The 14,353-nt window shown below is 41.9% G+C and carries 9 protein-coding genes; 4 read left to right on the plus strand and 5 right to left on the minus strand.

The window, feature by feature from the left end; genetic code table 11:
* Positions 1-95: 95 nt before the first annotated feature.
* Positions 96-1,814, plus strand: coding sequence for an AAA family ATPase (locus ACQRBJ_RS01695; protein WP_295345933.1), 1,719 nt, complete (start codon positions 96-98; stop codon positions 1,812-1,814).
* Positions 1,815-1,898: 84 nt separating this feature from the next.
* A complete protein-coding gene (locus ACQRBJ_RS01700) occupies positions 1,899-2,390 on the plus strand; it encodes a hypothetical protein (protein WP_445302703.1) in 492 nt (163 codons plus the stop codon).
* A gap of 289 nt (positions 2,391-2,679) precedes the next feature.
* Here the strand turns inward: ACQRBJ_RS01700 and ACQRBJ_RS01705 are convergent, their stop codons facing one another.
* Entirely contained in the window at positions 2,680-3,555 is an 876-nt protein-coding gene (locus ACQRBJ_RS01705; protein WP_445302704.1) for a GLPGLI family protein, read from the minus strand.
* An 11-nt stretch (positions 3,556-3,566) separates the two neighbouring features.
* Complete coding sequence (locus tag ACQRBJ_RS01710; protein ID WP_445302705.1) at positions 3,567-5,936, minus strand: hypothetical protein; 2,370 nt, start codon at positions 5,934-5,936, stop codon at positions 3,567-3,569.
* A gap of 431 nt (positions 5,937-6,367) precedes the next feature.
* On the opposite strand from ACQRBJ_RS01710, the gene ACQRBJ_RS01715 reads away from it, so the two are divergent.
* Both ACQRBJ_RS01715 and ACQRBJ_RS01720 read left to right on the plus strand, forming a co-directional pair.
* On the plus strand, positions 6,368-6,616 hold the full coding sequence (locus ACQRBJ_RS01715) for a hypothetical protein (protein ID WP_445302706.1): 249 nt from the start codon (positions 6,368-6,370) through the stop codon (positions 6,614-6,616).
* 55 nt (positions 6,617-6,671) lie between these two features.
* Positions 6,672-7,742: an AAA family ATPase gene (locus ACQRBJ_RS01720; RefSeq protein ID WP_153092071.1), complete on the plus strand. Its 1,071-nt coding sequence runs from the start codon at positions 6,672-6,674 to the stop codon at positions 7,740-7,742.
* 181 nt (positions 7,743-7,923) lie between these two features.
* Here ACQRBJ_RS01720 and ACQRBJ_RS01725 read toward each other — a convergent pair whose 3' ends face one another.
* The 3 genes from ACQRBJ_RS01725 to ACQRBJ_RS01735 are packed head-to-tail and all read right to left on the minus strand — an operon-like array spanning position 7,924 to position 14,350.
* Complete coding sequence (locus ACQRBJ_RS01725) at positions 7,924-10,125, minus strand: peptidase domain-containing ABC transporter (RefSeq protein ID WP_445302707.1); 2,202 nt, start codon at positions 10,123-10,125, stop codon at positions 7,924-7,926.
* Positions 10,126-10,127: 2 nt separating this feature from the next.
* The gene (locus ACQRBJ_RS01730; protein WP_445302708.1) at positions 10,128-12,764 is read right to left on the minus strand and encodes a carboxypeptidase-like regulatory domain-containing protein; all 2,637 of its coding nucleotides are present in this window, start codon (positions 12,762-12,764) and stop codon (positions 10,128-10,130) included.
* The gene (locus ACQRBJ_RS01735; protein ID WP_445302709.1) at positions 12,761-14,350 is read right to left on the minus strand and encodes a thioredoxin domain-containing protein; all 1,590 of its coding nucleotides are present in this window, start codon (positions 14,348-14,350) and stop codon (positions 12,761-12,763) included. The genes ACQRBJ_RS01730 and ACQRBJ_RS01735 overlap by 4 nt, the downstream gene beginning before the upstream one ends.
* Between the last annotated feature and the right edge of the window lie 3 nt (positions 14,351-14,353).

Below are 14,353 nucleotides of genomic sequence, written 5' to 3' on the forward strand. Positions count from 1 at the left end.
TGTGGGATGAAACACTAGTCCATCAGATTTCTCTCAAAAAACTTGCGGCATTCAATAAATTGTTGTAACTTTGCCCCAAATAAACTTTGAAGCGTATGGATTACAAGAGATTACCTTACGGCATAGCCGACTTTACCTGGATTCAGAATCAGAACAGATTTCTGACAGACAAGACGATGTTTATACCCAAGATGGAGGAAGCAGGAGACTTTCTCTATCTCATCCGCCCACGCCGTTTTGGCAAAAGCGTATTCCTTACCATGATTCAGGCATACTACGACATCGAGAAGAAAGACTCGTTTCATACCACATTCAAAGATACCTGGATAGAAAAACAACCCACAGAAAAACAAGGTAAATATCAGGTACTGTTCTTCGACTTCTCTAAGGCAGCTGCCGGAAAAGACGGACTGGAGAAGAACTTTAATGCCTATTGCGAAACAGTGCTGAATGGTTTTGCAGAAAAATACGCCAAGTATTATCAGCCTTCTTTCTTAGGAGAGTTTAAGGCAGCTAAGGATGCAGCACAGAAATTGAACTTGATAAACGTCTGGGCGAATGCCAAAAGCATACAACTCTATCTCATCATCGACGAGTACGACAACTTCACCAACAATGTCTTGAGCAATGAGGGCGAAGCCGTATATCATGCCTTAACCCATGCCCAGGGTTTCTATCGTGATTTCTTCAAGTTATTCAAGGGAATGTTCCATCGTATCCTGATGATGGGTGTAAGTCCTGTAACAGTGAACGACCTCAATAGCGGCTATAACATCGGAACCAACCTATCCATGGACCCGATGTTCAATATGATGCTGGGATTCAGCGAGAACGAGGTGCGAGAGATGATAGAATATTACAGAGAAGTAGGTCTTATCAAGGTTCCCACCGACCAGCTGATTACAGACATGAAGCCTTGGTATGACAACTATTGTTTCGCAAAGGACAGTTTGGAGACAGACCCAAAGATGTTCAATTCGGATATGGTAATCTATTATCTCCGCAACTATATCCGTTTCGGAAAGGCTCCGGAAGAGATGATTGATCCGAACACCATGACCGACTATGCCAAGATGAAGAAGATTATCTTCTTAGACAAATTGCAGGGCGACCGCAAGAGCGTGCTGAAGGAAATCATCAACCAAGGATACATTTGGGCAGAACTGCGAGAGAGCTTTCCTGCGGAAGCCCTGATAGACCCGGGGCTCTTCCCTAGCCTGCTTTATTATTACGGTATGCTGACCATTATCGGCAAGCGTGGCAGAAGAGTGAAGCTAGGAATCCCTAACGAGAATGTACGCCGCCAATACTATGACTATGTATTGGATGAGTACGATTCCGTTTCAAAGATCAACAACAACCATCTTGCCGACCAATACGATGTGATGGCACTGGATGGCGACATCAAACCTGCCATCGAGTATATCGCCGAAGGTTATAAGAATTGCACCAGCCTCCACTCCAGCATCCAGGCTGAGCGCAACCTGCAGGGTTTCATCGCAGCCTATCTCAACCATAGCGGCTACTATTATATTATCCAAGAGATGGAACTGAATGGTGGCTATTGCGACTTGACAATGATTCCTGACCTTACCCGTTTCCCAGAGGTAGCGCATACTTATCTCTTGGAATTGAAATACCTGAAGTCGGGCGATACTGACGAAGAAGGCATGAAGGCTTTAGAAGAAGCAAAGGCGCAATTAGACCAATATGCGCGAGACGCAAGATTGCCACAGATGATGAGCGGCAAGCCAATACACAAGATTGCTATTATATATAAAGGTAACGAGTTATGGAAGGTAGAGGAATGCTAAAGCCGGCCTTAGCAACTAGTTTCCCAATTCCAACTGATTCTTCACTAGATTATAATATGCCCCTCGCTTGGCGGTTAAAGATTCATGGTTGCCAACCTCAACCACCTTTCCCTGGTCAAGGACTACGATTTGGTCGGAACAGCTTTTAATGCAATGTTTGACAAGCTTGCCTCATGTTTAAATGCGAACAAATCTCGTTATAGTTTTATTAAGCCAAATAGACCTAGTACATCAATAAGTAAAGTTGTATTCAAAAATATTACAACAGAACATAATTTGTATCAAAAAGGGATGAAAGTCGTTGTATCATTTGATATAGAAGGCTATAAAAAACAAAAATGTGAAGTAAATGCCTACTTCTTTTACGAAGATGGGAAAGCATTGAAGGATATCAACCACTCCTATCGTGCTGCGGATGGACAAGTTAGTGCAGGAACTTACATCACACCAGGGTGGGATACTACAACTTATACTAATTTAGAGATATTTATCCCATATCGAGAACTTCATTTGAGCTACGGAAAAAGTAACTTAAAAACATATGTGGAAATTTATACTCCGCAAAAAAATCCATAGGCAAAAGTAAATACACTACTTTTTGGTGGAAAAGTAATTAGCAAAGTGAAGCTATACAAAAAAGTCAACCGTACAGGTGGAAATATTTTTCAATAATAGAACTAAACACGGTCTAAAATACAAAGTCTGCAGAAAAACACAATACAACTGATTATCAGGTACATTTATTCTATTTATAATAAAATGGGGTCTAAATAATAAATCTCCACGAAGAAGAGACAAGAAACAGTTTCTTGTCTCTTCTTCGTAAAGACGTTTATTATTTTTACTTGTTGTTATTATTTCCATGTTATTTCTCCAAAGGATTGTAATATTGCTCCCAATCTTCATTCAGATGATGAAAACCTTTTTCACTATTGTCCATCACGATAATACGTGCTCCCGTGTTACGAACAAATGCACCTGCATTCTTATACATATTTGCCGCATACTTCTGCCATTCTTCTTTACTCATCGTCTTTCTGCTCCAAGCATAACGAATAACAGGCTGCGATTTCTGGGTTAACCCGACAGCCTCAAACACAAAATCATGGTCAGAATCCACCGCTTTCAAAATGAGTCCCTTTGCTCCATTCAACATCCATGGACCATAAGGCAAAGCGATTTTATCGGCATAATATACTTTCCATGTTCTACCACCAAATTTGCATTCGGCCGCATGACAAAGATAGCCCATCACCGTAGCGGTATCCTCAGGCAGATATCGCCATTTAATATCTGGCTTTTTTTCGCTATACTCTATCACCTGACTGGTATAAGGAATTCGATTGGTAACCTGACAAGTCTTATCTGAATGGCTAAACAATATGTCAAAACCCACATATTCCTCAGGAATAGGAGTAAATCGCATCGTTGTTTTCAAAGACTTCGTATTCTCCTGATCCAGATCGCGCAGATTTTTACTGAAGAAAGCATTATACTTTCTGCCAAGCTGTAGATCCATAAGATCTTCCATCCGCAAGGAATCATCCTTTGCCGTCTGGCGATATTTGAAACGATAGGTGACACTAAGATAAGCAGAATCCAAGGTTTCAAACTTATCCGTACTCTCATGCGCCAAAGTAAAAGTTGGTGAATCCAAAGCATAAGTCACACTTACTTGCGCACTCACTTTCATTCCCACGAGCATCATGCCCATGACCAGCAGTTTTCTATAATTTTTCATCTTGAAGTATTTTATATGATTTTTATTCGTATTCCGAACAGGATTGTCCTGCCCCGTAATTGATACTCACCGGAATAACGAGTTATTCCATTGTCTATTATACGATGGAATGTACGACTATCTAAAAGATTGGTACATTTCAGCGATAATGTTGCATTACCCCAATAATACTCCATCACCGTATTCAAGAACACATTGTTGCGACCTGATGAGAAGTAATTGTTATGATAATATTGCACGGAGGGCACCACATTCAATTGCTTACCCAACCAAAACGTAAAAGAAGAAGCATTCATGAAAGTTCTGTAAACATCCCCACTTGCCTTTCCATCCGTATATGGTTTTGACACAGAGTAATCATTAGAGATTGACAGGTTCAGCCATTTCCTTACAGAAGCAACATACGAGATTTTTGCTTGCAGATAGTCACTCCGGCCATCATGACAATCTCCGCCTACATAGTATTCACTCCTGGACGTTCCTATGCTGAGAGATTCGCTTATCTTGGAATTCCATCGAAAGAATCCCTTCGAAACCATTTGTTCTATCTGCCAAACTCTATTTTTGGTAGATTGCGGCTGGACGATATAATTGACAACATCGTCAACCACCTGATACCCCATACTATTACCATTTCGAGCATCCACATAAGACAGAGTAACACCACCAAACAACATTTTAATAATATCCTTATAACTTGACGTAAACGCCAGTTTAATAGAGCGATTGGGAGCTATCTCTACCTGATGAGGATTGGACATTGTCGTACGATAATTCACATAATGTTTCAGAACCATCTGAGACAAGACAGAAGGCATAGACTCCTCACATATCGTCGTCAAGTCGAAAGATAAGCGACCAGTAGGTTTATATGTCAGATTAGAATATGGGCAAGTCGAAAAGAAACGCTTGTCATAATCCAAAGAGCCATCAGCAGAATGATAATATTTCACCCCAACAGGCACATAAACCAGCCATTGCAGCCTGTTTCCAAAATGCAACAGGATTTTAGGGCTAACAAAAGCTCCCAACAACCAGGTTTTCTGTTCGCTGCCAGAAGCATCCGACAGAGAATTCAATCCTGCACTTACCCTTTGCCAATCAAACATGACCTTGCCATCCAAATTAAACATAAGATGAGGAATCGTGAAAGCCAACAAAGATCCTGTAGCTTCACTTTGGAAGTTGCGTTGTCTCAGTAACTGGCTCATTTTCGTTTCCGACATATTCAACACCCCTCTTTTATCCGCAAAAGAAGCTTTCCATTCCAAATCTGCGACTCCACCATTCTTTTTCTTATAGTTTGCCTTCATCACATTACTCAACAAGAAACTATGACCAGAGAGAGTCTGAGAGACGAAATCATTCACCAAGCCTTCATTCTTAGGAAAAGAAGCATTTACCGACAAATTGTTTTTAAGATAACTTTTGGAGCTATTCAATTTATAAGCGACATGTCCTCCAACAAAATGCTGCCCTACCAAAGCCTGGTTAGACTCCTGTATAACATATCGAGTGCCATCATCCAAGAGATAACGGCTTTCATCGGTAGCATTTTGCTTTTCCTGATCATAAAGGTAATTTACATTAAAGCTCAAAGTTCTGTCCTTATCCAACTTATAAAGCTGATTGATAGAGGCACTATATGAATCATTCCTATAGGCATATAAATCAGAAACAGCAGGCTTATCGGGTAGCAATATCCCTGCACCCAAAACAGAATTCAGCGAAGACGAGGCATTGATTTCCTTACGTAAATCATCACCTACATTATTCGTTTTAAGCAAGGTCAGGTTTTGACTATTGCGGCGGAAGTTCATTAAGTTTAGTGTCATATTCCTCGCCAGCTTAGGCTGACCGCCAACCGCAACAGAAAGCATGGCAGTCCATGCACCTTTTGCCGTTTGCTTGAGTTTTATATTCATAGCAGGCGCATTGCCGCTTTTTGTTCCCTGAAAAAGCTTGATATTCTGGTGATTCTCCATAATCTGCACAGAGCCAATAGCCTTGGCATCCAAATTCTTCGTTGCCTCGCCATAGTTGTCACCAAGCATATCGGCCCCTTCAATATAAAATTCATTCACCCATTGGCCATTATACTTAATCTGCCCATTACCAATCACCTCTACACCCGGCATTTTACGAAGCAAATCTGCCAAGACTTTATCATCCTTAGATATATACGAAGAAGCGGCATAGGATATCGTATCACCTGATTGGCGTATCTTCTTCGCCTTCACAACAACCTCTTTTAGTTTTAATGTTTTTATGATAGAGTCTAGAGGTTCAGACACTTCTTGGGCCTGTGTTTTCATTGCGAACAACAAAAGCACTAGAATACTTAGTATATACCTAAAAACACCTTGACGCATTTTAAACATTTTCTTCTTATTCTTACCTTTTAGATGTTATTGAATCTCGGCTGCAAAATTACATAGTTTTTTGACTTCATCCAAACAAAACAGGTCTATTTCTAAGCCATTGCACAAATTACATATAATTCTAAGAAACAAGCAATTATAATTGCCCCTCAGATTTAGAAGGTCTAAAATATTGCCCACTGTCTATCACATTGTTCTTAGCTTGCAACAGAAGCGCCCCCAAGAACAACATGGATATACTTATAAAAAATCTCTTAACAACCATATTAATATAACCTTTAAGTTTAAAGAATCACCTTTGTCATTTACTGAGTCCACTTAAAAAAGTAAGGCTTGTTGAAAGTAGGCTCAGTATATTAAAATATCTAGGTGCAAAATTACGGCAAATTGCTCAAACTACCAAACTTTTTACATCATTTCTCACATAATATTTGCCCCCTAAATTATTATATAAGAAGTCTTTCGACAGCCGTGAGTTCCTGGGATGGGTAAACCGCTATGCCAAGCGCAAAGACTTCAGCAATTCTCGTATGATAAACATGGGTGCCTACACCGTAGATACAGATAGCCATGTGCTCGGCTTCCGTGGCTGCAGCGAGAAGACACTGGGCAATACCGAGTTGCTACACTCAAGCCGAAAGATGTTAAACAATAATAATTTAAAGGAGTTTATCTTCTAAGCATCTTTATTTTTTCGTATCTTTGCGAAAAGTTTCGTTACGAAAAAATTCGATTATGGAAAATCCGTTTAAATTTGGCTCATTGGTTGATGCCCCATACTTTACAGACAGAGTGAAAGAACTGGACTACATCGTACAGTTTCTCAAGAGCGAGAACCACCTTGTTCTTATGTCACCACGACGTTTTGGCAAATCAAGTCTCGTAAAAAAGGCTGTTGTCCAAACCCAACGACCATACCTATGGCTCAATATGCAAGCCGTGCTCAGCAAAGAAGATTTTGCGGCAAAGCTTCTGAAGGAACTGCTCAATCAATTCAAACTGGAAAAGATGAAGCACTATCTTCGTAACTTCCGCATCATTCCTTCTATCAACATGAACCCAATGACAGACGAGCTATCGGTTTCATTCCAACCATCAACCGACAATGGAACAACTGCAATAGAAGATGTTTTAAATACAATTCAGAAGGTTTCTACACCTCAAAACAAACTGATTGTTGTCTTTGACGAGTTTCAAAGCATCCTGGAAATCGATAAAAACATGGATAAGCAGCTCCGTTCCATCATGCAGGAACAGACAGGCATCAATTACATCTTTCTGGGCAGCCAGGAATCGATGATGACAGATATCTTTGAACGTGTGAAGTCTCCGTTCTATCATTTTGGAATGCTGATGAGACTCAACAAGATTCCATACGAAGATTTCAAGTCATATATTGCAGACAGATTGAAAGATGTATCAGAGCAGCCTACTCAAATTGCAGACGAGATACTGGCCTTTACAAGTTGCCATCCATACTACACGCAACAGCTTTCATTCGCAGTTTGGAACAACCTGGTAGCTGGCAAAAACGAGGATGTACTCCAACTCGCCATAGAAGACATCATAACAACTCATGATTTAGACTACGAACGTTTATGGTTGAATTTCAATAAGACAGACAAATATGTAATGGTCAGTATCTGCGAGGGCAACAATCCTGCACAAGACAGGAACCAACCTACCAGCACGATGACCAGTGCCTTATTGCGTTTAAGCAAGAAAGGCTATATCATCCGAAGTGACAGATATGAAATAGAAGACCCATTCTTCAGGAAATGGATACTCAAGAATATGATAGAGTAAGATTATATACTGAGAAATCGCCAGCGAAGCTGTAGAAAGGCTTCGCTGGCGATTTTGCAAGAGAGATTTATCTATGTGTTAACAAAACAAACTCGCTCCAAATTGGACTTTGATTGGATATCAAGAAGTTTCAACTCGATATTATCTTATTCTCTTTCTTCTGTTCCATATCAAACGCATTTTAGTTTCCCAATTCCAACTGATTCTTCACAAGATTATAATATGCCCCTCGCTTGGCGGTCAAAGATTCATGGTTGCCAACCTCAACCACCTTTCCCTGGTCAAGGACCACGATTTGGTCGGCATTCTTCACCGTGCTCAGGCGATGAGCAACAATCACAACCGTCTTGCCTTGGTAGAACTTATCCAGGTTCTCCACGATATTACGCTCATTGTTAGCATCGAGCGAGTTGGTTGCCTCGTCAAGGAAGATATAGTCAGGATTCTTATAAACAGCTCTCGCTATCAGGATGCGCTGCTTCTGTCCCTGGCTCAGTCCTACGCCATCACGCCCAATCTTGGTGTTGAACTTCAGCGGCAAGGCCATCACATAATCCTTGATGCAAGCTATCTCGGCAGCTCTCTTCAAACGGTCTTCATCTATCTCTGCATCATCCACGGCTATGTTGCGCCCGATGCTTTCCGAGAAGATGACGCCCTCCTGCATCACCACGCCACACTGTCGGCGCCACCATTTCCTGTTGAGCTGATTGATGTCGGTATCGCCGATGGTGATTTTTCCTTCCAGCACCGGGTAGTAACCTAGCATCAATCGGATGAGCGTGGTCTTTCCGCTGCCCGATGCTCCCACAATCGCCGTCACCTTGCCTTGAGGAATATGAATATCCACCCCGTCTATTGTCTTTCTGAGGGCATGAGGATCATACTTGAACATGATGTTGCTGATATGGATACCATTCTCAGGATGTTCAAGACCAGTCAGCAAGCCCTCCTTTCCGTTCTCATCATCCATCTGGTGAATCTCATTGATACGTTCCAGACTGATTTTCACATCCTGCACGGAATAGAAAAAGTTCATGAGTTGCTCCACCGGCGAGTTGAGCTGTCCGATGATATATTGCACGGCAAGCATCATACCCAAGGTCATGTGCCCTTGGATTACCGCCGTAGCGGCAACCACCGTCACTACGATATTCTTCACCTCATTGATAAAAATACTTCCTGCCTCCTGGGTCTGCTGTAGTTTTAGAGATTTCTGCTGCACCCTGAAAAGATTCACCTGAGTTTCCTCCCACTCCTTCCGCTTGCGCTGCTCGCAATCCTGCAACTTGATTTCCTGCATAGAAGTAATGAACTCGTATGTCCTGTTGTTATTGATGGCCTGCTGCTCGAAGAGTTCATAATCGAGCACCTTTCTTCGACGCAGGAAGAGTGCCATCCATCCTCCGTACAGGATGCTGCCCAATAAGAAGATAGCAAACACCACCTTATTATATATAAAGAGCACCACCGAAAACACCACGAAGGTAAGCATGGCAAAGGTGATGTTGAGCGTCTGCTGGGTGAGGAAGTTGTTCACACGGCTATGGTCGCTCATCCTTTGCATCAAGTCGCCCATCAGTTTGGTGTCGAAGAAAGACATCGGCAGTTTCAGAAGTTTGATGAAGAAATCGCTTACCAGGGAGATATTGATCCGCATGGAGATACGGAGCAGGAACCATCGGCGGGCAAAGTCTATTGCTGTTCGGCTGATAGTGAGCATCAACTGACCTAAGAGAATGAGCCAGATGAATCCAATGTCTTGGTTCTTGATACCGACATCCACGATGGATTGGGTAAGGAACGGCAATACCAGCTGCAGGGCACTGCCCGCAAGCAGTCCCAAGATAATCCAGGAGAATGCCTTGCGGTATTTCTTGAAATATCTGAAAAGGAACTTGAAGGAACGCTTCTCCTTCTGTCTATCTTCTCCTTCCATCTGATAGGTGAAGAAGGCAGGAGTGGTTTCGAAAAACATGGCGATACCCTTGTCCTCGTCATTAGAGCGAGTGCTTATCCAATGCCGTCTGAATTCTTCAAGATTATAAGTTGTCTTTCCCTTGCCAGGGTCAGCAATATAGAACTTCTTGCCCTTCTTCACCTTATATAATACCACGAAATGGTTCTGGTTCCAATGAAGGATGCAAGGGAGCGGAGTCTCGTTTAGTTCCTCTATTGTGGCCCTAGCCGAAACCGTTTGGAATCCCAATATTTTTGCAGCCTCATTGATGCCCAACATGGAGACACCTTCCGTTGTTGCAAAACAAATCTTCGACAGAGAGTCCAAGGAGTACTCCCTGCCGAAATATCTACATATCATCTGCAAGCAGGTGATACCGCATTGCATGCTGTCATGCTGATGTTCTATCTTTATATGTGCCATTACTAAAAATGAAAGAATATAGTCATTAATATTGTTCTACCTCGCAACTGATACTCTTTGCTCGTACGGGTCAACCCAGAATAAACTGTATAACCATAGGTGCGCTGATTGAAAAGATTGAGCGCAGTCAGGCTCAACTCCATACCATTCCTAAAGCCATAACTGGTGGATGCATCGGCAAGAGTAAGATTCTTGTGCTGATGATCTGCTATCTGATTGCGATAATGCTCTCCATGCAACTTGATGAACCATGACTTCAATGGCTGGAAGTTGAAAGTGAGATTCTGGGCAAGATTGGTAGAGGAAGAATCGAAACCCAAATTCTTCAATACCATCTTATCCTTATCCCAGTTCAGCTCATAGGTGAAATTGAACCAATCCACAGGACGACCACTCCATTTTGCCGACAACATATAGTTATCAGATGAATAGGCTGAAGGAGAATCGTTCTGACGCAGGAAGCCATCAAACCTCAGATAATCAAAACCTACGCTAACGAGTCCATGCATGAATCCCAATCCCTTACTTACCTTTCCACCAGCCATCAGGTTTTCAGAACTGCTGCTGTTGGAGAAATAGGAGTTGATGATATAATCACCCACAAAATCACGAGCCACCGTAAGATGACTGTCAGACCAGCTCTTGCGGATGTAGGCATTGGCAAAGATGGTAGCAAGAGGACGCTTATAGTTGATGTTGAAGGAAACCTGCTTGCTCTTGTCGGCGGTATAATCCACAAAACCCGTATAAAGATTACGGTAATTACGCATCAGCAGACCCTGATAGAAATTCTGTTCATCCACTTCCCGCTGAGCGATTCCACCGGAAAGCGTAGCCTGCAAACGGGCTGTAAGGAAATAGCTCACGCTGAGTTGAGGAGCGACCTGTGTCTTGCTGGCGTTCTCTTTCGCTCCCATCAACTTATCATTATAATAATAAGGTGTAAAGGTGATGGGCATCTGGAAACGGATATGCCAGCCACCCTGATTATACTCAGCCTCCGGCGATGCATAGGCACGGAAGAAGGTCATGCCCAGCTGATTGCGCATATTGCCCAGGGAGTCGGGTACTCCCTCCAGATGACTCTTCATCGTTCTGCTCAATACCTGCAAGCCTACCTTCATCATGACGGTAAAAGGCTTGAGGAAAAAGCCGAGCGAAGTATTGGTATGACTGAAGAATGCTGCCGAACGAACACTTTGATAAGCCGTTTGCTGCGAATTATCAACAGACAGAGAGTGCGGATTCACCATATAAGCATTATACGTGTTGAAGGTATAGGTTCGCTTACCACTCCGATGCAACAGTTCCAGCTTGTCTGATACTTTATATTTCGGCATCTTGACCTGCTGATGATTAGGATAAGAGCCGGCAATATCCATCATGACATCATTCCAAGCCAGGTCGGTGGAAAGCTGATTGGCAACATACGACTTTTCGCCATTCGAAGTCAGCGTAAAGTCGGCAACCAACCTGTTCTGCTTCTGCTTAGCCTGTTCATCCTCTACATCATAAACGGTTGAATCATTCAGGAAATACTGGGTATTACTGAATGAGGAAGAAAGAAGACGGTCATGGGTATAGACTATCTGAGAAGACAAATCCGTATTTTTGCCTAACACCCAGAGATTATTGGTTGTGAAAACATGGGTCTGGTTCTTACGCACACGGCTGTCTGAAATATCCGTCAGCTGGTCGGGCGTAACATTCACGTAATCTTTCAAATGATAAGAATTTCCCATCACTCCAGTTCCACCATCCGAAAAGAGGAGATTGCCTTCACCGGTTACATCCGTACCTATATTATTACTCTTGAAGGTATTGAGCGACTGGGCTTTCTTGGCAAAGCGCATCAACGACATCTCGCCTTCCCAGACATTCAGTTTACCATACTTCTCTCCTTTCTTCTGCTCCATACCACCACCTGCTTTCAGCGTTCCTACCAGACGGCTCTTGGCAGATTCCTTCAGTTTTATATTGATGGCAGGGTCTTGCGAGAACGACATATCTTCCAAAGCCTTGATAGGCTGATGGTTGGTCATCACCTCTACCGAACCGACATCCTTCTGATGGATATTGTTGGTAGCGATGGAATAGCGGCCGCCGAGCATATCATGTCCTTCGATATAAAACTTGTTGATAGCCTTGCCGTTATATTTGATTTCTCCCTTGTCCGACACCTCCATTCCCGGCATCTTCTTCAAGACATCAGCCAGACTCTTGTCGTTGGCATCGGCAAAGCTTGCCACATTGTAGGAGATGGTATCGCCCCGCTGTCGGATACTTGGAGCCTTCACCACAACATCCTTCAGCTTTGTTGCCTGCTCCGTCAGGAGTACATCATACTGGATAGTATCCTTTGATAAGGGGATAACTTTCGTAGCATATCCCATCATCGAGAAATGCAGCACGTTGTTTCCTTCAGGCATAGCGGTAAGATTTATCTTATAACTTCCATCCTCTTGTGTCTTGGAAAATTTCAAAATCCGATTACCTCCCTTTGGTCGGATAGTAACCATCACTCCCTGCAATCCCTTACCAGTATAGGCATCCTCAACTTTACCCGACAAAGTAACTTGCTGGGCATAAGTTAAGGTGTTTGCACAAATCAAACATATTAATACTATCAACTGTCTCATACTTTTTTTTCTTGAGAATAAATCATACATAAGTCGAGTAACACATAAGGCAAATTGGCTAGAGAATAGCAAGAAGGAAAAATTCTGTTGTTTATCCATACTATAGGCACCTGCCTTTCATCTGCCATGGCATCTAGCTGATTGTTAAATCTTTCCAAGATTGCCTCAATATCTTTTGATGACACTTCAATCTTTGTCTGCAAATCTTTTATTGATTTCTTCTTATACCAAGATTTTAGAACCGCAAGTTTTCTATTCGTGTTCTCACCGTTAGCCAAATACTGATATAGATAGAGTTGAGGTAAATTTACTTCATTAATAGAAGTGGCTTTCACCCCATCAAAGTAGATTCGCCAATTAATGTAATCTGGATATTTACGAAGCAACTCTATCATTTCAAAGGCAACCTTTTTACAGATCTTACACCAAGGACTCAGATAAGTCGTAATAGTTAATGGTGCTTCGGAGTCGCCAAGCGTTATTGAGTCTTCATGTGCCAGAAGCGTTGATTTTGCCATAAAGAAATATCCCAAAACACTCTGCATTCGTTTTATTCGCAGTTCATTCATTCTCGTTGAGAAAGCTCGTTGCTTTACACCTGCATATTTTTCACACATATAAAGAAGACCACTACTAGCCAGGACAACTATAAGGAAATACAATCCTATATCTAGAGAGAAAGAAAACGGAATACCTTTGACAGAAAAAGCCAATACACCATTAACAACAAGAATCCCCATTATCCCCAAACATAAGAGACAAAAACGTTTAGCAAATAGTTGATATGATATTGACACGACAGCTAACAGCAATAGTCCCTTCGAGGTTATTGCCAACCAGTCATATATTACTGATGGAATCGGACTAATAACTGCCAGCACAGTAGCCAAGGTACAAGAAAAGAAATAAATAAACCCCATTCGTCCCAAATTGACCTTACTTAATAACACACCCCAGTGACCCAAGTCCAACTTCTGACAGTCAAGCCTAGTATTAGCTATGCAAAAATGTTCAAAAATATTATAGTAAGGAGATGAGGACTGCAATATTACCCCAAAGCAGAGTATGCCTCCCATCACATCCAATAAGCAATTGGCACTTGCCAACGATGACAAATGTAAACTGATTAAAAACAATACCACTATACAAAGTAATAAAGAAGAGTGTATAAATGTTTTAAGTCGTTCCTTTTCTTGATTTCTTTCTTTGATATTTTCAATAGCGACAACTATTCCCGTCCATTCTTTCTTAAAATCACTTGCAGAGACTACTCTCTTAAGCCTTCCCTCATAATAAATAGCATCAGTTTCTGTTATTTCTTTCACAAAGACAAACGAATCTTTACCATCATGGCTCAATTGTCCCAAGAAAGGTTTCCCCCATTTTATAGTAGAGGCATAGTCTGCCCGAAAAACACTAGCCTTAGCCCCCAAACAAGTATAAGTCTGAACGATGGATAGTGCAGTAATATCCATTGGAGAAGACAACAAACATAATTGCAACTCCTCCATACGAAAATGTACAGAAGCAGTCTTAAGATGTTTAGAAAGAATTTCCACCAAATAGGTTAAATCCGTTTTTCTCATAAT

Origin of the sequence: Prevotella sp. SGI.167, assembly GCF_050313615.1 — a bacterium.
Taxonomy (GTDB): Bacteria; Bacteroidota; Bacteroidia; order Bacteroidales; family Bacteroidaceae; genus Prevotella.

Bases quoted from the DNA above. Each gene is read 5' to 3' on its own strand.
- ACQRBJ_RS01695 (WP_295345933.1), top strand. From the start codon at position 96: ATGGATTACAAGAGATTACCTTACGGCATAGCCGACTTTACCTGGATT.
- ACQRBJ_RS01730 (WP_445302708.1), bottom strand. From the start codon at position 12,764: ATGAGACAGTTGATAGTATTAATATGTTTGATTTGTGCAAACACCTTA.
- ACQRBJ_RS01710 (WP_445302705.1), bottom strand. From the start codon at position 5,936: ATGTTTAAAATGCGTCAAGGTGTTTTTAGGTATATACTAAGTATTCTA.
- ACQRBJ_RS01720 (WP_153092071.1), top strand. From the start codon at position 6,672: ATGGAAAATCCGTTTAAATTTGGCTCATTGGTTGATGCCCCATACTTT.
- ACQRBJ_RS01700 (WP_445302703.1), top strand. From the start codon at position 1,899: ATGGTTGCCAACCTCAACCACCTTTCCCTGGTCAAGGACTACGATTTG.
- ACQRBJ_RS01735 (WP_445302709.1), bottom strand. From the start codon at position 14,350: ATGAGAAAAACGGATTTAACCTATTTGGTGGAAATTCTTTCTAAACAT.
- ACQRBJ_RS01705 (WP_445302704.1), bottom strand. From the start codon at position 3,555: ATGAAAAATTATAGAAAACTGCTGGTCATGGGCATGATGCTCGTGGGA.
- ACQRBJ_RS01725 (WP_445302707.1), bottom strand. From the start codon at position 10,125: ATGGCACATATAAAGATAGAACATCAGCATGACAGCATGCAATGCGGT.